The organism is Kitasatospora sp. NPDC001664 (genome assembly GCF_053596675.1).
Map to the genome: position 1 here is coordinate 183,732 of NZ_JBSFGS010000001.1, position 24,290 is coordinate 208,021.

The following is a 24,290-nucleotide window of genomic DNA, read 5'->3' on the forward strand; positions in this document are numbered from 1 at the left end:
GCTGGTTCCTGTCAGGTCGGGGTGTGGGGGTGCCAGTGGCCGGGTGCGAGGTCCAGGCCGAGGCCGGGGCCCTCGGGGAGGGTGAGCCAGGGGCCGTCCGGGGTCTCGGCGGGGTGCACTGCGTGGCGCCGCCAGGAGGCCTCGCCGAACGCGAACTCGCTCTCCACGGACGGGCCGAGGGCCACCGCCAGGTGCAGTCCGGCGGCGGTGGCCACCGGGCCGGACGGGCTGTGCAGCGAGACCCCGGCCCCGGCGGCCAGGGCCTCCTCGGCGAGGGCGCGGGCGGCGGCGAGGCCACCGGCGTGCTTGACGTCCGGCAGCAGCCAGCCGAGGCCGGCGCCCAGGGCGGGGCGCACCTCGGCCGGGGCGGTGGCGAACTCGCCGCCGGCCAGCGGGGCGATGCCCGCCTCGCGGACGGCGGTGAGCCCGTCCAGCGGGGCCGCGTCCTCCAGCCAGCGGAGGTCGAGGGCGCGCAACTGCGCTGCGGTTCGCAGCACTTGGTCGATGGAGAGCAGCGCGTGGGCGTCCACCATCAGCTCGGCGTCCGGGGCCGCCGCCCGGACCGCCCGGGCCCGGGCGAGGCCGCCGCCCAGCCGCTCCCCGTCCGGGAGGCCGTCGAACGGCGCGCACTTGAGCGCGGTGTACCCGGCGGCCACGGCGGCGGCCGCGACCTCGGCGAACTCCTCGGGGGTGCGTCGGCGCAGCGCCCGGTTCAGGTTGGCGTACCGCCGCACCGGGCGTGCGGCCCGGCCGCCGAGCCACCGCCAGAGCGGCACCCCGGCCCGCCGCGCGGCCAGGTCGGTGAGGGCCTGCTCCAGCCCGCCGCGGACCGTCCTCGCGGCGAACCGCCGTTCTCCGGAGGCCAGTTGATCGAGCAGGGCCAGCGCATCGCCGCCGGACCCGCCCTCGGCCAGCCGCTCCGTGACCGACGGCCACAGTGCTTCGGCCCCGGGCCCGGCATCGGACCACTCGCCGAGCCCGAACGCCCCGTCCGCGTCGCGGACCCGCACCACGTCCCACGAGGTCCGCGCGGACACACGGGCGCGGAACAGTTCGACGGTGAGCACGGAGGCCTCTCAGGGAAGGTGGTGGGTGAGGGGGTCGGAGAACCAGGCATTGAGGAAGACGGCGGCGGAGGCCAGGACCAGGGCGTGGTCGCCCAGGCCGGAGGGGACGAGGCGGGTGGCGGCGGCCGGGCCGAGGGAGCTGTGGCGGGCCAGTTCGGCGCGGACGTCCGGGAGGTACTCCGGGGTCTTCAGCGGGCCGCCCGCCAGGACCAGCAGCTCGGGGTTGACCAGGTCGAGCAGGACGGCCGCCGCGCGGCCGACCGAGCGGGCGCGGGAGCGCAGCAGCCGGATCGCCCCGAGGTGGCCGTCGCGGGCCAGCCGGACCAGGTCCTCGAAGGACTCCTCCTGGCCCACCATGCCTTGCCCGCGAGCCAGTTGGAGGACCGAACCGTCGGCCAGCACGGCCTGTAAACAGTCCGAGGCGCCGCACCCGCACAGCACTCCCTCGACCCCCGGCAGCCGCAGGTGGGCGATGCCGCCGGCCGCCGAGCGCGGGCCGCGGTGGATCCGACGGCCGACGGTGAAGGCGGCGCCGACCACGTTGCCGACGAAGAGTTCGAGCAGGCTGTCGGTCTCCTGCCCGGCGCCGTACCAGCCCTCGGCGAGCGCGAGCGCGCGGACCAGGGCATCGAGCCGGACGGGCGCGTCGAGCCGTTCGGCGAGTGCGGCGTGCAGCGGGACGTCGTGCCAGCCGAGCGGGCCGTGCTCGACCACCGTCCCCGACTCGGTGTCGACCCAGCCGCCGGTGGAGACGCCGATGCCGAGCAGCCGCCGGTGCGACTGCCAGGCCGTCAGGTCGGCCAGGGCCTCAGCCAGTTCGTCGACCAGCTCGCGCGGGTCGGTGGACCCGCGTGGCACGGCCCACTGGGCCAGCACCCCGCCGCGCAGGTCGACCAGGCCCAGGGTGGTGCGCAGCACGCCGATGTGCACCCCGGCCACGGCGGTCTCCTCGACCGGCAGGTCCAGCGGGATCCGCGGCCGCCCGGTCGCGCTCGGACCCAACTCCGGCTCCATCTCGACCAGTTGGCCGCTGTCGGCGAGCCGTCCGGTCAGCCGGGAGACGGTGCCGGCGGAGAGTCCGGTGAGTTCGGCGATCCGGTGGCGGGGGAGCGGGCCGTGGGCGAGCACGGTCCGCACCACGGCGGCGGCGTTGTGCCGCGCACTCTCCGCAGGGACCGCGCGGGTCGTGGGGGTGGTCATCGGAGGCTGCCTCCCTTCGAGTTAATTTCGTTGAGAAAGTTAATGCGACAACAGAAGGAAGGACAAGCCCCGCCGAGGCCCGCCATCCGCCGCAACACGGCGCAACGAAGCCGCAACACCCGCTCCCACCAGGCGAGATGGTGTTTGACAGACCGGCTCGCGGTCACCACGATGATGCCCAGAAACCGAGCCGCAGTTCGAGCGAGTGACCGAAGGAGGAGCGATGACCGTCCGCATGTGCCGTGCCCTGTCCGCCTCCTGTCCCTGTCGCCGCTGCCGCTGTTCCCGCTGACGCCGCTTTCGTCCGCGCCCCGTCGCGCCGCTCTCCACGCTTCTCCTCCGCCGCCGGCCCGTGCCGTGCGCTGCCCGCCGTGCCCGAGCACGCCCCTTCACCAGAACCGAGGGACCGTCATGACCACTGCCGTCTCCACCCAGCTGAACCTCACCCCGGCCGCCGGCCGGATCGGCGCGATCGTCCACGACGTCACGCTCGGCGGCGACCTGCCCGCCGAGACGGTGGCCGCGATCGAGGCCGCGCTGTACGAGCACAAGGTGCTCTTCTTCCGCGGCCAGCAGCACCTGGACGACGCCGGACACGAGGCCTTCGCCCGTCTGCTGGGCCAGCCGGTCGGCCACCCGACCGTCCCCAGCGCGGACGGCCGGTACATCTTCGAGCTGGACGCCACCAAGGGCGTGCGGGCCAACAACTGGCACACCGACGTGACCTTCGTGCCCTCCTACCCGAAGGCCTCCATCCTGCGCTCGCTGGAGCTGCCGCCGGCCGGCGGCTCCACCGTCTGGGCCAACACGGTGGCCGCGTACGAGGACCTGCCGGCCCCGCTGAAGACGCTGGCCGAGAGCCTGCGCGCCGTGCACACCAACGACTACGACTACGCGGCCTCGCTGGCGCTCACCCCGGAGCTGGCGGACAACAAGGAGGTGGCCGAGCTGTTCCGCTCGGTCTTCGTCTCCACCGCCTTCAAGACCGAGCACCCGCTGGTGCGGGTCCACCCGGTGACGGGGGAGAAGACCCTGCTGCTCGGCGCCTTCGCGCAGAAGATCGTCGGGGTCTCGGGCGCCGACAGCCGCGCCCTGATCACCCTCTTCCAGCGCTACGTCGAGCGCCTGGAGAACACCGTCCGCTGGGACTGGTCGGTCGGCGACGTGGTGATCTGGGACAACCGCGCCACCCAGCACTACGCCGTCAACGACTACGGCGACGAGCCGCGCCTGGTCCGCCGGATCACCCTGGACGGCGACCTGCCGGTCGGCCCGGACGGGCAGCCGAGCCGCCTGCTGGAGCCGGCCGACCCGCCGGCCGTGGCGGGCATCGTCCCGGCCGAGCAGCTCGAAGCCGCCGCCCTCAACTCCTGACCCGCGTAGGTCTCCTGACGCCGTGACGACGGCGGTCCCGGCCGCCGTCGTTACTTTCGGCACCGAACAAACCATCCCCCACGAAGCCACCCCTCGATGAAGGACACGGAACGATGACCACGCTCTCCCGCCGCTCCCTCCTGCGCGGCTCCGTCGCCGCGGCCGGCCTGCTCTCGCTGGCGGCCTGCCGCTCGGCGGCCGAGAGCGCGAGCACCGCCGCCTCCCCGTCGGGAGGTCCGCGCCGCGGCGGCACCCTCGCCATCGCCACCACCATCGACTTCACCCCGAGCCTGCTCTTCGCCCAGAGCGCCAACACCCTGGTGCAGCGCCTGGTCTTCAACACCCTGACCCGCTACGACGACCAGCTGAAGCCGCAGCCCGAGCTGGCCACCTCCTGGCAGCTGGCCGCGGACGGCAAGGGCATCACCTTCAAGCTCCGCGACGACGTCACCTTCCACAACGGCCGCAAGTTCACCGCCGACGACGTCATCTTCGCCATCAAGAACCTCCAGAACCCGGTCCGCTCCGCCCAGTTGAGGACCACGGCGGCCACCGTCACCGAGTTCACCAAGAACGGTGACCACGAGCTGACCCTCACCCTGGCCCACCCGGTCTCCAACCTCTTCGACCTCTTCGAGTTCATGATCATCACGGACTCGGCCACCGTCGAGGACGCCGTGGCCGGCAAGGCGCTGGTCGGCACCGGCCCGTTCGTCTTCGGCAAGCGCACCCCCGGCTCCTCGATCACCTTCACCCGCAACGACAAGTACTGGAACCCGGGCCGCCCCTACCTGGACGGCGTGGAGATCCGGGTCATCCCGCAGGCCGACTCGCTGGTGGCCTCGCTGAAGACCGGTCAGAGCCACCTCTCCTACCACGTGCCCGGCAAGGACCTGGCCGGGCTCAAGGCCTCCGGGCAGTTCCAGCTCAAGCCCTACGACACCGGCTCCGGCGCCTACTACATCGGCGTCAACGTCAGCGCCGACCAGGTCAAGGACAAGCGGGTCCGGCAGGCCATCTCCTGGGCGGTGGACCGCGAGCGGCTGGTCCAGCAGGCCCTCGGCGGCTACGGACTGCCCTCCGCCGCCCCGTGGCCCAAGTCCTCGCCCGCCTACAGCGACGCCAACGCCACCAAGTACCGCCACGACCCGGAGAAGGCCAAGGCACTGCTCGCCGAGGCCGGGGTCACCGGCCTCACCCTGCCGTTCGCCCACTCCAACACCCCGGACGGCATCGCCTTCGCCCAGATCATCCAGCACGACCTCAAGCAGGTCGGCATCGAGACCGTGCTCCAGCCGACCGACTCGCCGACCATGCAGAAGCAGCTGATCTCCCAGACCATGCCCGCGCTCTGGACCCTCGGCCACGGCTTCGCCCAGCTCCACCCCGCCACCCTGGCGGTCAGCGCCTACCCGTTCAACGAGGCCAAGAACAGCTCGCACTTCTCCTCGCCGGCCTACACCGACATCGTGCAGCGCGCCTGGAAGCGGCCCGACGCCGACAGCCCCGAGGCCAAGGCGCTCTACCAGCAGATCACCGACATCCTGCTGGACGAGGAGTTCGTCATCGACCTTGCCATCGGCGGCCAGATCGAGGTGGCCGGGCCCAAGGTGCGCGGCGCCACGCTCAACAAGTTCACCTACCTCAACCTCGACGACGCCTACCTGACGGCCTGACGGATGCGCACCTTCCTGCTGAGGCGGCTGCCCTCCGGGCTGCTGGTGCTGGCGGCCGCCTCCTTCCTGATCTTCTCCATCCTCCGGCTGATCCCCGGCGACCCGGCCACCAGCCTGGCCGGGCCGGACGCCGGCCCCGAGGCGGTCGCGGCCATCCGCACCCGCCTCGGGCTGGACCAGCCCTTCCTCTCCCAGTACCTGACCTGGCTCGGTGACCTGCTGACCGGCCACCTCGGCCCCAGCTACGCCATCGGCGGCGAGGTCGCCACCCTGATCGGCGACGGCCTCGGCGCCACCGTCGAACTCACCCTCGGCGCCCTGGTCCTGGTCGCCCTGATCGGCCTGCCGCTCGGGGTGATCGGCGCCACCGTGCGGCGCGGGCCGGTGGCCGCCGCGGTCCGGGCCTTCACCACCACGGTGCTGGCCGTGCCGCCCTTCGTCACCGGCGTGCTGCTGGTGCTGGTCTTCGCGGTGACGCTCCGTCTGCTACCCGCCGGGGGCCACGAGTCGATCCTCGACCAGCCCGACATCGGCCTGCAGTACCTGCTGCTGCCCGCGCTCTGCCTCGCCCTGCCCAGCGCCGCCATCCTGGCCCGCTACCTCAAGGACGGGCTGGAGCGGGCGCTGGCCGAGGACTACGTCCGCACCGCCACCGCGCTCGGCGTCTCCCGACGCCGGATCGTCTGGCGGCACGCCCTGCCCAACGCGCTGCCGCCCGCCGTCACCGTGCTCGGCCTCCAGGTCGGCCAACTCCTCGGCGGCGCCGTCCTGGTGGAGGCCATCTTCGCCTGGCCCGGCCTCGGCCAGCTCGCCGAGCAGGGGGTGCTGCGCCGCGACTACCCCGTGGTGCAGGACCTGCTCCTGCTGCTCGTCGCCGTCTACGTCGCGGTCCAGCTGCTCACCGACCTGGTGTACACGTGGCTGGACCCCCGGATCAGGTGGGAGTGACCTGATGTCCACCGTCTCCCTCGCACCCCGTCGCAGCTTCCTCCCGGCCGGGCTGCACACCCTCCGGGGCACCGCAGGCCTGGCCCTGGTCGGACTGGTCGTGCTGGCCGGGCTGTTGGCCCCCGTGCTCACCGACGCCGACCCGCTGGCCCAGAGCGGCCTGGCCCTGGCCGGGCCGAGCGGGGCCCATCCGTTCGGCACCGACGACCTCGGCCGGGACCTGTTCAGCCGGGTGCTGCACGGCATCCGGGCCGACCTGCTGATCAGCGTGGTGGCCGTCCCCGCCGGCGCCGTGCTCGGCTGCTCGCTGGCCCTGCTGGCCGCCACCTCGCGCGGCGCCGACGTCGCCGTCCAACGGGTCTTCGACCTGCTGCTGGCCTTCCCCGGCCTGATCCTCGCACTGGCCGTCACGGCCGTCCTCGGCCCCGGCCGCTGGCCAGTGATCATCGTCATCGCGCTGGCCGAGATCCCGGGCTTCGGACGGCAGTTGAGGGCCGGAATCCTGGTCCAGCGCGAGCGCGAGTACGCCCTGGCGGCCCGGCTCGGCGGCGCCTCGAAGGCCCGGGTGCTGCTGCGCCACGTCCTGCCCAACGCCACCGACCCGCTGATCGTGCAGGCGGCCATCGCCTTCTCGCTGGCGGTCTTCATCGAGGGCGCCATGAGCTTCCTCGGCGTGGGCCTGCGTCCGCCGGAGCCCTCGCTCGGCGGCATCCTCAGCCAGTCGATGGCGTACCTGTCGAGCCACCCGACCTTCGCCGCCGCGCCGCTGGTCGTGGTCACCGCCCTGGTGCTCGGCTTCACGCTGATCGCGGAGGCACTGAACGAAGGGATCCGACGATGACGGCGGTACTGCCGGAGACCACGGTCGCCACCGTGCTCCAAGTCACCGATCTGCGCGTCGAGTTCGACGGGGCGGAGGCCGTCTCCGGGGTCTCCTTCGAGCTCGGCGCCGGGGAGACGCTCGGCATCGTCGGCGAGTCCGGTTCCGGGAAGTCCACCACCGCGCTGGCGCTGCTGCGGATGCTGCCCGCCGGCGGGCGGGTCTCCGGCGGCTCGATCGAGCTGGGCGGGCAGGACCTGGCGCAGCTGGACGAGCCGGAGCTGCGTGGGCTGCGCGGCCGCCGGATCGCGATGATCTTCCAGGATCCGATGTCCTCGCTCAACCCGGTGCTCACCGTCGGCCGCCAGCTGGACGAGGCGCTGCGGGCGCACGGCCGGTACCTCGCCAAGGCCCAACGCGCGGAACGCGCTGCCGAGTTGCTCGACCTGGTCGGCATCCCGGGTGCGGCCGGCCGGCTGCGGGACTTCCCGCACCAGTTCTCCGGCGGCCAGCGTCAGCGCATCATGATCGCCCTCGCGCTGGCCGGTGACCCCGAGGTGCTGGTGGCCGACGAGCCGACCACCGCCCTCGACCCGACCGTGCAGCGGCAGCTCCTCCTCCTGCTGGAGCGGATCAACCGCGAGCGCGGCACGGCCCTCGTCCTGATCAGCCACGACCTCGGCGTGATCGCCCAGACCTGCCGGCGGGTCCTGGTGATGCACCAGGGCAAGGTGGTCGAGCACGGCCGCACCGAGGAGGTCCTGCGCAGCCCGCAACAGCCGTACACCCGACAGCTGTTGGCCGCCGTCCCGCGCCTCGAAGCCCCGTCCACCGCCGCCGCCAACTCCACCCCCGGCCCCGAGCCGCTGCTCACCGTCCGCGAGGTCACCAAGACCTACGGCCCGCGCCGCCGCCGGGCCACCGCGCTGGCCGGCGTCAGCCTGGAGCTGCACCCCGGCGAGACCCTGGGCCTGGTCGGCGAGTCCGGCTCCGGCAAGTCCACCCTGGCCCGCGCCCTGGTCCAGGCCCACGCGCCGAGCACCGGCACCATCAGCTACCGCGGCGAGGAGCTCACCCGCTCCAAGGTTGCCCGCCGTGAGGTCCAACTGGTCTTCCAGGACCCGTACTCCTCGCTCAACCCCCGGATGACGGTCGGCCAGATCCTGGCCGAGCCGCTGATCGCGCACCGCCTCGGCACCCCCGCCGAGCGGGCCGAGCGGGTGGGCGAACTGCTGGCCCAGGTGGGGCTCGACCCCTCCGCCGCCGAGCGGCACCCACGCGCCTTCTCCGGTGGCCAGCGCCAGCGGATCGGCATCGCACGGGCCCTGGCCCCCAACCCCTCGGTGCTGATCTGCGACGAGCCGGTCTCCGCCCTGGACGTCTCGGTCCAGGCCCAGGTGCTGGAGCTGCTCTCCGGCCTCCAGCGTGAGCTGGGCCTGGCCGTCCTGTTCATCGCCCACGACCTCGCCGTGGTGCGGCAGGTGAGCCACCGCATCGCCGTGATGCACCGCGGCCGGATCGTCGAGACCGGCCCCGCCGACCGGGTCGTCACCGACCCGCAGGACCCGTACACCGCCGAACTGCTCGCCGCCGTACCGCACGTGAGCCACCATGACCGGAGCGCCGCATGACCACCACCCGCCGTGACCCCTACGCCGGCTTTCCCGGCACCGTCGGCCGCACCTTCGGCGAGTCCACCGCCGCCTGGCCGCCCCGCCGCCGGGCCCGGACCGGGGCGCCGAACGTCGTGGTCGTCCTGGTCGACGATCTCGGCTACAGCGACATCGGCCCGTTCGGTGCCGAGGTGCCCACCCCGACGCTGGACCGGCTGGCCGGGAACGGCGTCAAGCTGGCCAACTACCACACCATGCCGCTCTGCTCCCCGGCCCGCGCGGCCCTGCTGACCGGCCTCAACCCGCACCGGGTCGGCTACTCCTTCGTGGCCAACGCCGACCCGGGCTTCCCCGGCTACGGCATGGAGGTGGCCGGGGACATCCCCACCCTGGCCGAGCTGCTGCACGACAGCGGCTACGCGACCTACGCCGTCGGCAAGTGGCACCTCACCCGGGACTCCGCCTCCAACGCCGCGAACGACCGCTCCAACTGGCCGCTGCAGAAGGGCTTCGACCAGTACTACGGCGTGCTGGAGGGCCTGACCAGCCTGTTCCACCCGCACCAACTGGTGCGGGACAACAGCCCCTTGGACATCGACGAGTTCCCCGACGGCTACTACTACACCGACGACATCACCGACCAGGCCATCTCGATGGTCAAGTCGCTGCGCGCCCACGACTCCGAGAAGCCCTTCTTCCTCTACCTGGCCCACAACGCGGTGCACGGCCCGCTCCAGGCCAAGTCGGAGGACCTGGCCCGCCACCGGGGCCGCTACGACCGGGGTTGGGACGAGCTGCGCGCCGAGCGCTTCGCCCGCCAGCTGGCCGCCGGGCACTTCCCGGACGGCACCCGGCTGCCCGAGCGCAACGGCGAGGCCGGGTACGACGTCCGGCCCTGGGACGAACTCACCGAGCCCGAGCAGAAGTTGTACGCCCGCTACATGGAGGTCTACGCGGCGATGGTCGACAACGTCGACCAGAACCTGGGCCGTCTCACCGACACCCTGGCCGCGCTCGGCGAGCTGGACAACACCATCATCCTGTTCACCTCGGACAACGGCGGCACGGGGGAGGGCGGCGCCGAGGGCACCCGCAGCTACTTCAGCCGCTTCGTCCACCACCCGGCGCTGCCCGCCGACTGGAACCCGGACGTGGAGCGGGAGGTGGAGCTGATCGGCGGCCCGCAGAGCCTGGTGCACTACCCGCGCGGCTGGGGCATGGCCTCCAACACCCCCTTCCGCCTCTACAAGGGCCAGACCTACGCGGGCGGCGTCCGGGTGCCCTTCGTGCTCTCCTGGCCGGCCGGACTGCCCCGGGCCGAGGGCGACCCCGGCGTCCGGACGCAGTACCAGTACGTCACCGACGTGCTGCCCACCATCCTCGAACTCGCCGGGGTGGAGCGGCCGGTGGAGCGCCACCGGCAGAGCGTGCAGGAGCTGGACGGGATCTCCTTCGCCTCCGTGCTGCGCGCACCGGAGGCCGACTCCACCCACACCGAGCAGTACTGCGAGATGACCGGGAACCGCAGCTACTACCGGAACGGCTGGAAGCTGGTCACCCTGCACCGCCCGGGCAGCCCGTACGACGACGGCGAGTGGGCGCTCTACGACCTGCGCACCGACCCGACCGAGACCACCGACGTCTCCGCCGAATTCCCGGAGGTGGTCAAGGAGTTGGCCGAGGCCTGGGAGGACGCGGCCTGGCGCAACGGGGTCTTCCCGCTGGCCGACCGCTCCGGGGGCCTGGCCCTGCGCCACCCGGAGGACGCCGGGCTGCGCGCGCCGCTCACCCTGCTGGCCGGCACCCCCGAGCTGGAGCGCTACCGCTCCTCCCGGCTGATCGCCTTCCGCTCCTTCGAGGTGGTGGCCGAGCTCACCGAGCACCGCGCGGGCGACCAGGGCGTGCTGGTCTCGCACGGCGACCAGGGCGGCGGCTACAGCCTCTACGTGGAGGACGGTTCGCTGCGGCTGGCCTACAACCAGTACGGCGAGCTGTTCGAGGCCGACGGCGGCCCGCTGGAGCCGGGCGCCCGGACGGTCGGCCTGCGGGCGCACGCCGTGGCGGACCTCAAGTGGGAGTTCGAGCTGCTGGTGGACGGCGAGGTGACGGGCCGTCTGGGGCCGGTCCACCAGCTGATCGGGATGGCCCCGTTCCAGGGCATCAGCGTCGGGGTCGACCGCAAGTCCCCGGTCTCCTGGCCGGTGTACGAGCGCCACCGCAGCTTCCGCTACGGCGGCCGGCTGCACGCGGTGACCTACCTGCCGGGCGAGCCCGCCCCGTACGACCCGGAGACGGTGGCCACCGCGCTCAAGGAGGCGGCCGCCGCGTTCGAGTGACGGGGTCGGCGGGTCAGGACTCCGGGGTGAGCGAGCCGGTGTGCAGCTCGCCGACCCGGCCGCCCTCGCCCTCGTAGGTCCAGAAGGCACGCACCGTGAGCCGCGTCAGGTCCATCACGTGGCTGACGGTGATGCCGCCCTTCTCGGTCCAGCTGACGAAGTAGACCGCCGGGGCCACCTCGGCCACGTGCAGGGCGACGTCCTCCCACTGCCCGGCCGACTCGCCGAGGCCCTCCCAGCGCAGCCGGGTGCCGTCCGCCGAGTACGTGTTGCGGAAGGCGGCGCCGTTGTCGACCTGGAACAGGTAGGTGTGTCCGGCGAAGGCGGGCAGGGGCGCGGTCATCTCGGGAGGCGTCCTCGTCTGGTGGCTACGGCTGGCGGGTGGGTACGGACGGCGAGCCGCCCGTACCGACCAACCTATCGGACCACCGGCCCGGAACGTCGACTACTTCAGGTACGGGCCGTCCGCGCCGACCTTGCCCGGGGCGGCGTTGGCCCCGCCCAGGTCGAGCACGTAGACGCGCAGGTTGCCCTTGCCGGAAGCGGCCACCGCGAGGGTGCCGTTGGTGACGTTCTTCACGTCCCCGGTGACGGCGTCCTTGTAGGTGCCGTTCGGGATCCCGGAGAAGGTGGCGGCATTGGTGACGGCCACCAGGGCGAAGCTGTCCGTCCCGTTCGCGGTGTACCGGCGCTTGAAGGCCATGTCGCCGGAGACCCCCTGAGTGGAGTACTGCCCCAGCTGGAGGGCGGGCACCGCGCGGCGGATCTGGTTGAGCCGCTGGAGTTGCTTGACCAGCGGCTGCTGGAGCGTGGTGGCCACCGGGCCGGAGGCCGAGGAGACCACCGAGAACTGGCCGGCCGTCACCTCACCGGCCACCTTGTCCCCGTAGTACGCCCGCCCGGTGCCGGCCAGCGGGCAGGTCGGGCCGCAGTCGATCTGCTTCCCGGCCTGGAACTCGATCTCCGAGCCGTAGTAGAGGGTGGGGATGCCCCGGAAGGTCCACATCAGCGCCATGTTCTCGGCCCAGGCGTCGGTGCCGCCCGCGTAGCGGGTGCTCGACTTGTTCGGGCCGAAGTCGTGGCTGTCCACGTAGACCACGTTGTAGGTGGCGTCGTTGGTGGAGTCGTCGCTGTCCTTGCCGTTGTTGAAGGCGTTGGACGCGTCACCGAAGTTCATGTGCATCCGCATGTCGATGATGTTCATGCCGGAGAACTTCGAGTGGTCGGGCGCGTGGTACTCGTTGCCGTTGAGCACCGCGTTCGTGGAGGTCGGCTGGTTGCCGGTGCCCATGGTGTTCTCGTAGGCGAACTGGTCGAGCGCGGCCTGCACGTCGTCCGAGGTGTACTCCCTGCGCTCCTTCCAGGTGAAGAACTGGGCGGAGTGGTTGACCGACCCGCGGTTCCACCTGTCGTTCACGAAGGCGCCGACCTCGCCGAAGACGAAGAAGTCGTTCGCCTTCTCCGGGCCGAACTTCCGTGCCACCTCCTCCTGGATCGCGGGCAGGAAGCGACGGTTCCAGGTGACGCGCGGGATGTGCACGGCGGTGTCGATCCGGAAGCCGTCCACGCCCATGTCGATGTACTTGTCGTAGGCCCCGATCAGGTACTGCTGCACCACCGGGCTCTCGGTGTTGAAGTCGGCCAGGTCCTCGTGCAGCCAGCAGGAGCGGGAGTCCTCGCCCTCCCAGTTCCCGATCCAGCAGGCGTGGTAGAGCGCCTTGGGGAACATCCCGGTGGTGGCGCCCGGCCACTGGCAGTTGTAGATGGTGTAGCCCTCGGGGCTCCTGGCACCGGTCGGCTTGCCCCAGTTGAGGCAGGTGTTGCCGCTGGGCTCGGCCGTGGACCAGAGGTCGCCGTTGTAGTACGACTTCCCCGAGACCGGGTCGACGGTCAGGCCGTCGTACTCGAAGCCGGAGTTGGGGGCGTCGTAGTACCAGCTCCACTGGCTGTCCCGGACGCCGTAGACGGTCGGGGTGAACAGGCCCTTGGCGCCCCAGCGGGAGCTGTGGTTGTAGACCACGTCCTGGTAGATCTTGACGCCCTTGGCGTGCGCGGCGTTGATCAGGTCCTGGTACGAGGCGCCGGCCGACTCCAGGCGCGGGTCCACCTTGTAGAAGTCGTACCCGTGGTACCCGTGGTAGTCGTAGTCCGAGCGGTTGAGCACCACCGGCGTGATCCAGATCGCCGAGAAGCCCAGCGCCTTGACGTAGTCCAGCTTCTGCACCAGGCCCTTGAAGTCACCGCGGAACATCGGGTCGGCGTTGGCCGCGTTGCCCGACTTCACGTCCTGGCTGCCGCCCCGGTTGTTGGAGCTGTCGCCGTCGTAGAAGCGGGCGGTGAGGACGAAGTAGATCGGGTCCTTGCGCGGGTCACCGCCCAGCGGGGCGCCGGCGGCGGGGGCCGGCTCCGCCGTGCCGGTGGCGGCGCAGGCGGGCGGAGCGGAGGCGGTGGAGAGGTTGCCCGCCGCGTCCTTCGCCCTGACGGTCCAGCAGTAGGAGGTGGTGGGCTCCAGGCCGCTCTGCGAGTACACGGTGGAGGTGGTGTCGACGACGGAGCCGCCCCGGCTGCCGCCGGTACGGGTGACCTGGTAGCCCGTCACGCCGCGGTCGTCGGTGGCCGGGTTCCAGGTGAGCACGGTGCCGGTGCCCGTGGCGGAGGCGCTGACGCCGGTCGGGGCCGTGGGGGCGGTGGTGTCCGGGACGGCGGTGGCGCAGGGGTCGGTGGCGTCGGGGGTGACGGTCTTGTCCTTGACGGTGCTGTTGCCGCCGCGGAGCTGGTAGTTGACGCCGTTGTTGTTGTCCCAGACGCCGTTGCCGTTGTTGAAGACGGCCTGCCAGGTGGTGGCGGCGCCGAGGCTGACGGTGCGCTTGACCCAACCGGTGCAGGCGGCGGTCATGCCCGTGCCGGGGGAGGTGGTCCAGGCGCCGCCGGTGGGGGCCCAGTGCAGGTTGACGGTGGACCAGCCGACGCTGGTGGTCGAGTACCAGACGGTGGCCTCGGTCGCCGGGGTCGGCGTCGTGGTGGGGGTGGGCGTCGGCTCCGGCGTGGTGGTGCCGCAGGGGTCCGAGTGGGCGACGACGCCGTCCTTGACGGTGATCGAGCCCGTCCCCAGCTGGTAGTTGGCGCCGCCGTTGTTGTCCCAGGTGCCGGCGCCGTTGTTGAAGGTCGCCTGCCAGGTGGCCGCGTAGCCGAGGGCCACGGTCTGCTTCACCCAGCCGGTGCAGGCGGCGGTCATCGCCGTGCCGGGGGAGGTGGTCCAGGTGCCGCCGGTGGGGGCCCAGTGCAGGTAGTACGCGGGCCAGTTGCGGCCGGCGGTGGAGTAGAACACGGTCGCGGAGGTGGGGGTGGCGGCCGCGCACGGGTCGGTGGTGGTGACGGTGCCGCCCGAGACGGCACTGGTGCCGCCGGCGAGTTGGTAGTTGGCGCCGTTGCGGCTGTCCCAACTGCCCGAGCCGTTGGTGAAGGTGGCCTGGAGACCGGTGGCGGCGCCGAGGTCGACGCTCTTCTTGAACCAGCCGGAGCAGGCCGCCTCCATGGCGGTGCCGGGCGGAGTGGTCCAACTCCCGCCGGTGGGGGCCCAGTGCAGGTAGACGGCGCTCCAGGTGGTGGCGGGCTTGTAGTAGACGGTCGCGGTGGTGGCCGCGTTGGCGGTGAGTGCGGGCAGCAGGGTGGCCAACAGCCCTGCCACGACGGCCAGTACGGCGGCCAGTGGATGGCGGGATCGCCGGGGGCGGCGTGCGACTTCACGGTCCACGGAGGGACTCCTCGAATGCCTGACGGGTGGGGGAGGAGACGCCCCCTCCGGCGACGGCACAGGGGTGGGGCCCTGCGGCGCACGCCACCGACCGGAGTTGACGCTCCGTCTTGCGCAAGACTCTGCAAGATGTTTCAGGAGGGTACTCGTCCGTAAATCCCCCGTAAAGGCCCGACGTCAGGTCCGGAGGCGAGGCCCCGGGTCCGGCGCGATAGCGTGCCGGGCATGGCGGACTGGGATCTTCGGCAGGCATCGGCTTCGGACGTCGAGGCGGTGGCCGAGCTGCGCGCGACGGTGCTGCGACCGGATCTGGAGCGGCTCGGCCGGTACGACCCGCAGCGCGTCCGGCAGCGGCTGCGTGACGGGTTCGACCCGGGCCACACCTGGGTGATCGAGGTGGCCGGCGAGTTCGCCGGCTGCGTGGCCCTGCGGCCCGCCGCGGACGGCTGCTGGCTGGAGCACTTCTACCTTGACCCGCGCCACCAGGGAGCCGGCGTCGGCTCGGGCGTGCTGGGTCGGCTGCTGGAGCAGTGCGACCGCACCCGCACCCCCGTCCGCCTCAACGTCCTCCAGGGCAGCCCGGCCCGACGGCTGTACGAACGCCACGGATTCACCGTCGAGACCGAGGACCCGGTGGACGTCTTCATGGTGCGGGAGCTGCCGTGAACGCGCCGGTGCGGCGGTGGACGATCACGCGGATCGGCACTGGACGCGGTGGGGGCCGGGTGCCATGATCGCGCTGCGCTCCGGAGCGTGTCCGGGGTGCGGGGAGCGAATCGTGAAGGTGTATCTCGCAGTTCCGCCTCTGCTGGTGGCGGTCTTCCTCGCCGGGTCGGGGATCGCGACGCTGACGCGGGGCTGGATGCTCCCGCTGAACCGGAGGTACGTCCGCCGTCCCCGGCTGCACGGTTGGGCCCAGCTGGTGTCGGCCTTCGCCCTGGTCTGGCAGGCGGTGTTCGGGCTGCTGGTCGGCGAGTTCGGCTTCCGGATGGGCCTGGTGATGATCGGCAACGTGTTCTTGCTGGTCGGGTTCGGCCTGATGGGGCTCAGTCAGCGTGCGCCGCGTCCGGCGCGGCCCGTCCCGAGCTGACCGCGCGACCGCCCGCCCCCGGGGAAGTGGGGCGGGCGGCCGGTGGGTGAAGTGGGGCGTCAGCAGCCGAAGTTGACCTTGTAGAAGGTCGCGTAGTGGTCGGCGGTGTAGTAGTCCTCGTGGAAGACCTTGCCGGTGACGATGCGGCGGGCGCCGCGGGTCGAGGAGCCCGGGGTCTTCACGGTGTACTCGTGGTAGTAGCCGGTGGTCTGCTTCGGGAGCACGCCCTCGCGGTTCTGGAAGACGATGCCGTCCTGGCTGTAGGGGAACGGGCCGCCCTGGTCGATCAGCTTGACGGTGGTGCGGCCCTCGGCCGGGAGGGCGGTGTGGCAGATGCTCCCGCTGACGGTGGCGGAGGCGTCGGTGGCGAACACGGCGGTGGGGGCGAGGGTGAGCAGACCGACGGCGGCGACGGAAGCGGCACGGGTCTTCAACGCGCGTAGAGTGATTCGCATGTTTTTCAGTCTGAGGGTTTGTCAGGTCCCGGAGGAAGCGTTGCGGAAACACTTCACCGACGGGTAACTCGCCGTGAATCCACGTGACTTGTGGGTTGCCGCCATGCGGCGCAGGTGCCGGATGTGTGACCGTGCCATGGGGGAGCGGTGCCGGTCCGCCTACCGTGGCCGGACCCCTGCCCCCCACCAGGCTGGAGCTCCCTGTGAGACGACTCCTCGTACTGCTGCTCAGCTGCGCCGCCCTGGCGCTGGGCCTCGGTCCGGCCGCCGCCGCGACCCCCGCGTACCTGAAGCTGGAGGCGACGTACTCCGCACCCGGCAACGGCTGGGCCAAGGTGGAGCGTTGGTACGACACCACCACCGGGTTCCGCGCCGAGCAGTTCCCCGCGGACGGCCGCGGTGACCAGGACGGCGCCCGGGTCAGCTACTTCGGCGGGGTGAAGCGCCCCTCCTCGGCCCGCTTCCTGCTCTACTCGGCCGCCGGCTGGGACACCGGCGCCAAGTCCGCCGTCCTGCTGGTGCACGGGGCCAACGACAACGCGGACCGGGCCTGGGCCAACCCCGCCGAGAGCGGCAACTGCGGTGCGGCGAGCTGCCCTTCGACCGGGCTGGCGCAGCAGCTGGCCGCCGCCGGGCACCGGGTCTTCGCGATCGGGTTCGCCCACAAGCACGGTGACAACCTGATGCAGGCCCAGGCGGTCGGGGACGCCGTCGCGGTGATCCGGGACCGGCTCGGCGTGGGCCAGGTCGACCTGGTCGCCTGGAGCAAGGGCGAAGTGGCGGCCCGGAGTTGGGCCTCCTCGGTCCGGCCGTCCTGGGGGCGGGCCTACCCCGGAGACGTCCGCCGGCTGGTCACCCTCGGTGGCCCCAACGGCGGCCTCGACTACGTCTACGCCCACGGCTGGAGCTTCTCGCTGGCCACCTGGCCCGCCTGCGGGGGCACCGCCAACGCACCCTCCCCGCACCTCTGGATGACCTGCTACGGCACCTACACCTCCCAGCCCTGCCTCGGCGTGCTGCCGGTCAACGGCTCCGACTGCTTCCCCGGCCAGCGCCAGCTGCTGGCCCGCTGGGACGGGCGGTACGGCGTGGACCAGCTCACCCAGGACTGGTGGACCACCTACTACGGCGGCCAGGGCTACTACACCGCCGGCCAGGGCATCCAGGCCGCGATCGACGCCGGTTCGCTGATCGCCCCGCTGCAGGCCGCGGGCACCCCGGCCGCCGTCCCGGCCTACCTGCTGGCCGGCGGCTCCGCCGACCTCCCCGGCCTGCTCAACGAGAACCGCGGCCCGAGCGACGGCATCGTCCTCACCGCCAGCGCCCTCGACACCACCGGCATCCGGACCGTCGGCGGCACCAGGCTGCTCACCGACCTCAACCACCTCGAACTCGGTTGGGCTCCGGCCGCCGCCGCCCAGGTCGCCGCCTGGCTGTCCTGAGGAGCGGAACGGTATCCGCCCAAGGGGTCGGCTGCGACCGGTGGGCCGGGTCCTGTGAGGGACGTCTCGTTGTCGCTCGGCGGGTCGCCGCCTAGCCTGCAGGGAGTTGTCCGCGTACGAGCGGACGCCGTCGCCGGGGCGCCGAGTCCTGCCTGCCCGTCGACGGTCACTCGACCACACCGAGTACGGGCAGGAGCGGGGGAACCAGGTCAGTCCGTGACCCCTGCCCGCCCACTCGGCGCAGGGGCACTCGGGGTGAAGCCGCTCACGGGCGGCCGGGCGTTCCCTCATGCCCGAACCCGACAGCTCACCTCGCAGGCGTCGAAAGAGGACTCCTGCCCATGCGCTTCTCCGTCACTCCCGCGCGCCTCGGCGCGGCCGCCCTGGTGGCCGTCCCGCTGATCGCCGCCGCCCCGCTGGCCGGCCAGGCCGAGGCCGTCACCGTCGTCACCCAGGACCGGCTCAGCCCGAACACCCTGGCCGCGGATGTGGCCGGCCGGGCCAGCCTGACCGTGCACTCCGGCTCCTGCTTCACCGCCAAGACCCTCGGCGTCGGCGTCCGGGACGCGGCCGGCCGCAACCTCGACTTCCCCGGCAACGCGAGCAACGTGCGGATCTGCCCGGGCGGGGTGACCTTCACCAGTGGCGCCCGGGCGCTGCCGGCCGGGACGTACACCCAGTTCGGCTTCTGGCAGGACCAGAACGGGGGCTGGCACAACCTGCCGTCCCGTCAGCTGACCGTCGGCGGTGCCTCGGTGACCCCGACCCCGACCCCCACGCCCACTCCCACGCCCACTCCGACGCCCACCCCGACCCCGACCCCGGGTGGTTCGCCCGTGCCGGGCAAGGCGCTGACCTGGTCGGAGGAGTTCGACGCTCCCGTCGCGCTCGGCAGCAAGTGGGTCAACGACCGCAGCAGCAGCTACCGTTACGGCAACCACAACCCCGACGACAACAAGCTGGACTGGCTGAACCCGTCCGGCGTCTCGGTCGCGAACGGTGTGGCCACCTTCACCGCCAAGCCCTCCGCGCACACCCTGGAGAACGGCAAGCAGGCCTGGGACACCGGACTGCTCACCACCGAGTACTCCTCGCAGGGCTTCCAGGTGCGGACCGGCGACTACGCCGAGGCCCGGGTGCAGCTGCCCTCCGAGGCGGGCGCGTGGCCCGCGCTGTGGACCTGGAAGAACGGCAACGGGGAGATCGACACCTTCGAGTACCACCCGGACAACGCCGCGCTGCTGGAGCTGACCAACCACGTCAGGTCGGGCCAGAAGTACCTCACCGACGCCACCGCGATCGGCCACGAGAAGTGGGTCACCATCGGCACGTACTACGGTGCGAACTCCGTCGACTGGTACGTGAACGGCGTCAAGGTCTTCTCCGACAACCAGGGCGTGGGGGCCGACTGGTCCGCCTACCTGATCCTCAACCTCTCGGTGGGTGCCGGGAAGTACCACCCGGCGCCGTCCGGCACCGCACCGATCGACTTCGCCGCGGACTGGGTCCGCGTCTACCGCTGAGTCAGCTCACGGAGAGCGTGAACGGCGTGGAGTTGTTCGTGAGGTCCGTGTCGTCCGCGCTGACCACCGTCACCTGCCCCTCGGCCGTCGTGCCGGGGGGCACGTCCGTGTCCACCCGGACGGGGGCGAGGACCGTCGCGGTCCGGTACTGAGGCAGGCCGGCGCCGAAGGTGCAGGTCAGCGCGTGGTTCCCGGCCGTGAGGGTGCAGTCGGTCGGGAAGGTCGGGCCCTCGAAGGTGAAGCCCTCGGGGACCGTCAGCACCACCGTGAAGGGCGACTCGGTCCGGTCGGGGCCCCCGTTGGCGACGAATCCGTGCACCGTCGTGGTGCCACCGGGTGGAGCCGCCTCGGGGTCCAGCCGGACCACCTCCAGGTCCGAGTTCGAGGGCGCCGCGCTCGCCGGCACGGTCACCCCCAGCACCAGCGCTGCGGCTGCGGCCAGCACCACCGTCAGCTTCCGTCCACCCATGGTCCACTCCGTTCGCTCTCCGTGTCGCCAACTGCACAGAATGTATCGGCAGAGTGTCCGGGAGAGATGGAGGTGCGGACGGTGTCCGGACAGGTGTTGAGCGAGGTCTCCGGGGTGGTCGGCCCCGAGAAGGAGGCCCAACTCGTGACGTCGTACCGGGAGTTGGTGGCAGGGGCGCTGCCGGAGGGGCTGATCAGGACGGAGCTGCTGCGCGGCCCGGGTGGCCGCTGGCGGGTGCAGAGCCTGTGGCGGGACAAGGCCACCCTGGAGGCCGTCCGGGCGGATCCGAAGCTGGCCGCCGCGCCGCGGCTGTTCCGCGAGGTGGGCGTGGAGCCGGAGCTGACGGTCTTCCAGCTGACGGCGGCACAGGCGGGCCCGCCCGACCTCGATCCGGACTGAGGCCGGGAGGTCGGGCGGGCCTGACCTGACGTCAGGGGGCGAGGACCTGACCGAGTCGGGTCGCGATCTGGCGCATCACGGGGACCAGCGAGCTCTCCCCGGCCTGTGCCTCCAGGGCCCGGATCCGGGCCTCCGGGCCGGAGACCGAGAGGGCGGTGGGGGTCGGTGCGCCGGGGACGGCGACCGCGATGCAGCGCACGCCGATCTCCTGCTCCTGGTCGTCCACCACGTAGCCGGAGGCCCGGGCGTGGGCCAGTTGGGCGAAGAGCTCGTCCGGGTCGGTGACGGTGTACGGCGTGTGCGACTGGAGCGGCTGGGTGCCGAGCACCGCGCGGGCCTCGGGCTCGTCCAACTGGGCCAGCAGCGCCTTGCCGACGCCGGTGCAGTGCGGCTGCACCCGGCGGCCGACCTCGGTGAACATCCGCATCGAGCGGCGGGACTGTACCTGGCCGACGTAGACCACCTCGCCGCCCTCCAGCACCGCGAGGTTGGCGGTCTCCCCGGTGGCCTCCATCAGCTCGGCCAGGTACGGGCGGGCCCAGCTGCCCAGCAGGCGGCCTGAGGTCTCGCCGAGGCGGATCAGCCGCGGGCCGAGGGTGTAGCGGCGGGCGGTGTCCTGGCGGACATAGCCCTGCTGCACGAGGGTACGGATCAGGCGGTGGATGGTCGGCATCGGCAGGCCGGAGCTGGCGGAGAGCTCGCTCAGGGTCGCGATGCCGCCGGAGTCGGCGAGTGCTTCGAGCAGCTGGAAGGCGCGCTCGACGGACTGGACGCCGCCGCCGGCTCGCTCGGCCCCGGACGGTGCTGCAGCGGGGGTGGTGGCCACCGGCGTTCCCTTCTGCTGTGGAGGAGGAGTAGAGTCCCGGCGATCTACCTCAACAAACCGTTGAAATTCTGTATCGCGGAAACTAGTCTCCACCTTACAGAACCGAACCCGCCAGTAGGTGGGTCGGTATCGAGGAGGCACCCACCGGAGCCTCCCTGCTGGCTCAACTGTCCAAGGAGTGTTCTGCCCATGGCTGCAGACCAGGACCCCGTCGGCGCCCCCTCCGCCGCTCCGGTCGTCACTGTCGCCGGTCCGCGCGTCCCCCGCAGCGAGGAGGTGCTCACTCCCGAGGCCGTCTCCTTCGTGGTCGGCCTCCACCGCGCCTTCGAAGGCCGCCGGCAGGAACTGCTGGCCCGCCGCAAGGCCCGGCGCGCCGAGATCGCGGCCGCGGGCACCCTCGACTTCCTCCCGGAGACCGCCGAGGTCCGCGCCGGTGACTGGAAGGTCGCCCCCGCTCCCCGCGCGCTCCAGGACCGCCGGGTCGAGATCACCGGCCCGACGGACCGCAAGATGGTCATCAACGCGCTCAACTCGGGTGCCAAGGTCTGGCTCGCCGACTTCGAGGACGCCACCGCCCCCACCTGGGAGAACGTGGTCAGCGGTCAGGTCAACTTGATCGACGCCTACGAGGGCCGGATCGACTTCACCACCGAGGCCGGCAAGTCCTACGCCCTCAAGCCCGCCGCCGAGCTGGCCACCGTCGTGGTCCGCCCCCGCGGCTGGCACCTGGACGAGACCCACCTGCTGGTCGACGGCGCGCCGGTCTCCGGCGGCCTCTTCGACTTCGGCCTGTACTTCTTCCACAACGCGGCCCGGCTGATCGCCAAGGGCGAGGCGGACCCGAACTCGGGCCCGTACTTCTACCTGCCGAAGACCGAGAGCCACCTGGAAGCCCGGCTCTGGAACGAGGTCTTCACCCACGCGCAGGCCGCGCTCGGCATCCCGCACGGCACCATCCGCGCCACGGTGCTGATCGAGACCATCACCGCCGCGTTCGAGATGGACGAGATCCTCTACGAACTCCGCGACCACGCCGCCGGGTTGAACGCCGGCCGGTGGGACTACCTGTTCTCCATCGTGAAGAACTTCCGGGACGCCGGGGAGCACTACATCCTCCCGGACCGGAACTCGGTCACCATGGCCGCGCCGTTCATGGCCGCCTACACCCGCCTGCTGGTGCAGACCTGCCACAAGCGCGGCGCCCACGCGATCGGCGGCATGGCCGCCTTCATCCCCTCCCGCCGCGACCCCGAGGTCAACGCCGCCGCGCTGGCCAAGGTCAAGGCCGACAAGGACCGCGAGGCCGGCAACGGCTTCGACGGCTCCTGGGTCGCCCACCCCGACCTGGTCCCGGTCGCCCGGGCCTCCTTCGACGCGGTGCTCGGCGAGCGGCCGAACCAGAAGGAGAACCCCGGCCCGGCCGAGCCGGTGACGGCCGCTCAGCTGCTGGACATCGCCGGTGCGGGCGGCAGCTGCACCGAGGCCGGACTGCACAACGCCGTCCAGGTCGGCGTCCGCTACATCGAGGCCTGGCTGCGCGGGCTCGGCGCGGTCGGCATCTTCAACATGATGGAGGACGCCGCCACCGCCGAGATCTCCCGTTCGCAGATCTGGCAGTGGATCCGCAACGACGTGGTCCTCGCCGACACCGGCGAGAAGGCCAGCGCCGAGCTGGTCCGCCGGCTGGTGGCCGAGGAACTGGACGCGCTGAAGGCCGAGCTGGGCGAGGCCGCGTACGCCGGTGGGCGCTGGGCCGAGGCCGCCCGGCTGTTCGAACAGGTCTCGCTGGCCGAGGAGTTCGTCGACTTCCTCACCCTGCCCGCGCTGCCGCTGCTCGACTGATCACCAATCTAGCGAGGCGCGGCCGCCCTGCCGCCTGCCGTGCTGGAGCACTGGCCGCGCCGATTAGTACGAACCGTACGGCCACCCTCGGAAGCGGGTGGCCGTACGGCCTTGTCACGGAAGGAACTTCACGCACATGGCACGCATCTTCTTCAACGGCCAGGCCATGGTCGGCGGCCCGTTCCACGCCTCGGTCGCCGACGTGCTGATCGGCCCGGTCAGCACCGCCCCGGGATACCGCTTCTTCTCGATCCGGGACGAGTGCCCCGGCCTGCTCGCCGACCCGACGGTGGAGACCGCCATCGAGGGCGAGCTGTACGACGTCGACCTGGCGCACCTGCGCGACGTCATCCTCCCCGGCGAGCCGGCCGAACTGGAGCTCGGCGTCATCGAGTTGGCCGACGGCTCGGCCTGCCTCTCGATGCTGCTGGCCCGCGGCCAGCTCGAGCGTGGCGTGCACCAGGAGATCACCGGCTTCGGCGGCTGGCGCGCCTACCTCGCTACGCTGGGCCGCACCGCCTGACCGGGTGACCGTCCGGCCCGGCCAGCAGCCAGCTGCCGTCGCCGAGCGGGGTGATGTCGTAGGAGTCCGCGCTCCCGGAGGCGAACGGGGTGATGGTGCCGGTGGCCAGGTCGACCAGGTGGTCCCGGTGCCACTCCTCCTCCGTCTCCTCGTCCTCGCCCATGATCGTGACCACCGCGGTGGAGTCGGTCAGGTAGCCCCCGTTCCACTCCACGACGCCCTCCTCGCGGTCGGGCTCGAAGGCGTCGACGGTCAGGGTGAGCAGCTCCTCGCCGCCCGGGTAGCGGTGGAAGGTCACGTCGGTCTGGCTGTGATCCACCGTCATGAACTGGGTGCCGTCGGGCGACAGCTCGATCAGGCAGCGGTCGTGCCACGGGTACTGGAACACCTCCAGCCGGCCGCCCAGCAGCCGGGCCCGGAAGGTGGCCACGCCGTCCTGGCCCTCGCCGAGCTCCAGCAGGACGTGGCCGTCGGTGGGGTGGAAGTACTGCGAGCCGCCGTGGCCGACGGTGCCCAGCTCCACGGCGTCGAGCCGCTCGCCGGTCGCGGCGTCCAGCACCTCCCAGTGGTCCAGCAGGCCACGGTCGGCCATCGCGTCGGGCCGGTAGACCCAGACCGTCCGGCCGTCGGGGGAGTACGCGCAGTCCGGCCGGTGGCCGTACGGGCTGGTGGAGTGCGGCTCCAGCAGGTGGCGCCAGAGCTCGGTGCCGTCGGCCGAGACGCACACCACGGCGTTGAGGGTGGTGTAGCAGGCCCGCCCCAGGTCCGAGGTGACCGAGGTCGAGATCGGCTCGTCACCGGCCACCGGCAGGAAGCGGGCGACCGGGACCAGCTCGCCGGGCCCGCCGGCGAGGTCGTACACGTGGATGACGTCCTTGAGGACACGGGTGGTGTGCTTCACGCGCCGCAGGCTACCGCCGCCCGCCGACAGCC

Annotated in this window: 21 protein-coding genes and 1 riboswitch; of the genes, 13 read left to right on the forward strand and 8 right to left on the reverse strand. The window is 72.1% G+C overall.

Annotation, left to right across the window (positions count from 1 at the left end):
• Positions 1-11 precede the first annotated feature (11 nt).
• Together ACWCYY_RS00920 and ACWCYY_RS00925 are read right to left on the reverse strand one after the other, a co-directional pair.
• Positions 12-1,067, reverse strand: a complete 1,056-nt coding sequence (locus ACWCYY_RS00920; protein ID WP_449794687.1) for an enolase C-terminal domain-like protein — start codon at positions 1,065-1,067, stop codon at positions 12-14.
• 9 nt (positions 1,068-1,076) lie between these two features.
• Positions 1,077-2,267, reverse strand: a complete 1,191-nt coding sequence (locus tag ACWCYY_RS00925) for an ROK family protein (RefSeq protein WP_449794688.1) — start codon at positions 2,265-2,267, stop codon at positions 1,077-1,079.
• A 411-nt stretch (positions 2,268-2,678) separates the two neighbouring features.
• Between ACWCYY_RS00925 and ACWCYY_RS00930 the strand changes: the two genes are divergently transcribed.
• The 6 genes from ACWCYY_RS00930 (at position 2,679) to ACWCYY_RS00955 (ending at position 11,034) form a co-directional block, all read left to right on the forward strand.
• On the forward strand, positions 2,679-3,641 hold the full coding sequence (locus tag ACWCYY_RS00930; RefSeq protein WP_449794689.1) for a TauD/TfdA dioxygenase family protein: 963 nt from the start codon (positions 2,679-2,681) through the stop codon (positions 3,639-3,641).
• A 113-nt stretch (positions 3,642-3,754) separates the two neighbouring features.
• Positions 3,755-5,317 (forward strand): ABC transporter substrate-binding protein, encoded by a 1,563-nt coding sequence (locus ACWCYY_RS00935; protein WP_345280289.1) that lies wholly within the window; start codon positions 3,755-3,757, stop codon positions 5,315-5,317.
• 3 nt (positions 5,318-5,320) lie between these two features.
• Entirely contained in the window at positions 5,321-6,265 is a 945-nt protein-coding gene (locus tag ACWCYY_RS00940; RefSeq protein WP_380150510.1) for an ABC transporter permease, read from the forward strand.
• 4 nt (positions 6,266-6,269) lie between these two features.
• Positions 6,270-7,106, forward strand: a complete 837-nt coding sequence (locus tag ACWCYY_RS00945; RefSeq protein WP_449794690.1) for an ABC transporter permease — start codon at positions 6,270-6,272, stop codon at positions 7,104-7,106.
• A complete protein-coding gene (locus tag ACWCYY_RS00950; protein WP_449794691.1) occupies positions 7,103-8,716 on the forward strand; it encodes a dipeptide ABC transporter ATP-binding protein in 1,614 nt (537 codons plus the stop codon). The genes ACWCYY_RS00945 and ACWCYY_RS00950 overlap by 4 nt, the downstream gene beginning before the upstream one ends.
• On the forward strand, positions 8,713-11,034 hold the full coding sequence (locus ACWCYY_RS00955) for an arylsulfatase (RefSeq protein ID WP_449794692.1): 2,322 nt from the start codon (positions 8,713-8,715) through the stop codon (positions 11,032-11,034). The genes ACWCYY_RS00950 and ACWCYY_RS00955 overlap by 4 nt, the downstream gene beginning before the upstream one ends.
• A gap of 13 nt (positions 11,035-11,047) precedes the next feature.
• Here the strand turns inward: ACWCYY_RS00955 and ACWCYY_RS00960 are convergent, their stop codons facing one another.
• Both ACWCYY_RS00960 and ACWCYY_RS00965 read right to left on the reverse strand, forming a co-directional pair.
• Complete coding sequence (locus ACWCYY_RS00960) at positions 11,048-11,377, reverse strand: MoaF-related domain-containing protein (RefSeq protein ID WP_345280284.1); 330 nt, start codon at positions 11,375-11,377, stop codon at positions 11,048-11,050.
• 102 nt (positions 11,378-11,479) lie between these two features.
• Positions 11,480-14,788, reverse strand: coding sequence for a carbohydrate binding domain-containing protein (locus tag ACWCYY_RS00965; protein ID WP_449794693.1), 3,309 nt, complete (start codon positions 14,786-14,788; stop codon positions 11,480-11,482).
• Positions 14,789-15,013: 225 nt separating this feature from the next.
• Between ACWCYY_RS00965 and ACWCYY_RS00970 the strand changes: the two genes are divergently transcribed.
• Both ACWCYY_RS00970 and ACWCYY_RS00975 read left to right on the forward strand, forming a co-directional pair.
• Positions 15,014-15,454: a GNAT family N-acetyltransferase gene (locus ACWCYY_RS00970; RefSeq protein WP_345280281.1), complete on the forward strand. Its 441-nt coding sequence runs from the start codon at positions 15,014-15,016 to the stop codon at positions 15,452-15,454.
• A gap of 112 nt (positions 15,455-15,566) precedes the next feature.
• The gene (locus ACWCYY_RS00975) at positions 15,567-15,878 is read left to right on the forward strand and encodes a hypothetical protein (protein ID WP_345280279.1); all 312 of its coding nucleotides are present in this window, start codon (positions 15,567-15,569) and stop codon (positions 15,876-15,878) included.
• A 59-nt stretch (positions 15,879-15,937) separates the two neighbouring features.
• Here the strand turns inward: ACWCYY_RS00975 and ACWCYY_RS00980 are convergent, their stop codons facing one another.
• Positions 15,938-16,333, reverse strand: a complete 396-nt coding sequence (locus ACWCYY_RS00980) for a ribonuclease domain-containing protein (RefSeq protein ID WP_449794694.1) — start codon at positions 16,331-16,333, stop codon at positions 15,938-15,940.
• Between the two features lie 203 nt (positions 16,334-16,536).
• Here ACWCYY_RS00980 and ACWCYY_RS00985 point away from each other — a divergent pair, with 203 nt between their 5' ends.
• Both ACWCYY_RS00985 and ACWCYY_RS00990 read left to right on the forward strand, forming a co-directional pair.
• A complete protein-coding gene (locus ACWCYY_RS00985; RefSeq protein WP_345280275.1) occupies positions 16,537-17,775 on the forward strand; it encodes an esterase/lipase family protein in 1,239 nt (412 codons plus the stop codon).
• Positions 17,776-17,942: 167 nt separating this feature from the next.
• A riboswitch (cyclic di-AMP (ydaO/yuaA leader) is annotated at positions 17,943-18,110 on the forward strand.
• 6 nt (positions 18,111-18,116) lie between these two features.
• A complete protein-coding gene (locus ACWCYY_RS00990; RefSeq protein ID WP_449794695.1) occupies positions 18,117-19,298 on the forward strand; it encodes a glycoside hydrolase family 16 protein in 1,182 nt (393 codons plus the stop codon).
• Between the two features lies 1 nt (position 19,299).
• Here ACWCYY_RS00990 and ACWCYY_RS00995 read toward each other — a convergent pair whose 3' ends face one another.
• A complete protein-coding gene (locus tag ACWCYY_RS00995; RefSeq protein ID WP_345280271.1) occupies positions 19,300-19,767 on the reverse strand; it encodes a hypothetical protein in 468 nt (155 codons plus the stop codon).
• Between the two features lie 81 nt (positions 19,768-19,848).
• Between ACWCYY_RS00995 and ACWCYY_RS01000 the strand changes: the two genes are divergently transcribed.
• Positions 19,849-20,166: a hypothetical protein gene (locus ACWCYY_RS01000; protein ID WP_449794696.1), complete on the forward strand. Its 318-nt coding sequence runs from the start codon at positions 19,849-19,851 to the stop codon at positions 20,164-20,166.
• Between the two features lie 31 nt (positions 20,167-20,197).
• Here the strand turns inward: ACWCYY_RS01000 and ACWCYY_RS01005 are convergent, their stop codons facing one another.
• Positions 20,198-20,992, reverse strand: a complete 795-nt coding sequence (locus tag ACWCYY_RS01005) for an IclR family transcriptional regulator (protein WP_380150508.1) — start codon at positions 20,990-20,992, stop codon at positions 20,198-20,200.
• A 189-nt stretch (positions 20,993-21,181) separates the two neighbouring features.
• Here ACWCYY_RS01005 and aceB point away from each other — a divergent pair, with 189 nt between their 5' ends.
• Together aceB and ACWCYY_RS01015 are read left to right on the forward strand one after the other, a co-directional pair.
• Positions 21,182-22,834, forward strand: coding sequence for a malate synthase A (aceB, locus tag ACWCYY_RS01010; protein WP_449794697.1), 1,653 nt, complete (start codon positions 21,182-21,184; stop codon positions 22,832-22,834).
• Between the two features lie 136 nt (positions 22,835-22,970).
• Positions 22,971-23,357: an allophanate hydrolase-related protein gene (locus ACWCYY_RS01015; RefSeq protein WP_449794698.1), complete on the forward strand. Its 387-nt coding sequence runs from the start codon at positions 22,971-22,973 to the stop codon at positions 23,355-23,357.
• On the opposite strand, the gene ACWCYY_RS01020 is transcribed toward ACWCYY_RS01015, so the two are convergent.
• Positions 23,335-24,258 carry a hypothetical protein gene (locus ACWCYY_RS01020; protein ID WP_449794699.1) on the reverse strand — a complete coding sequence of 308 codons (924 nt, stop codon included), beginning with the start codon at positions 24,256-24,258 and terminating at the stop codon, positions 23,335-23,337. The two genes, ACWCYY_RS01015 and ACWCYY_RS01020, sit on opposite strands and share 23 nt — an antisense overlap.
• Positions 24,259-24,290 lie beyond the last annotated feature (32 nt).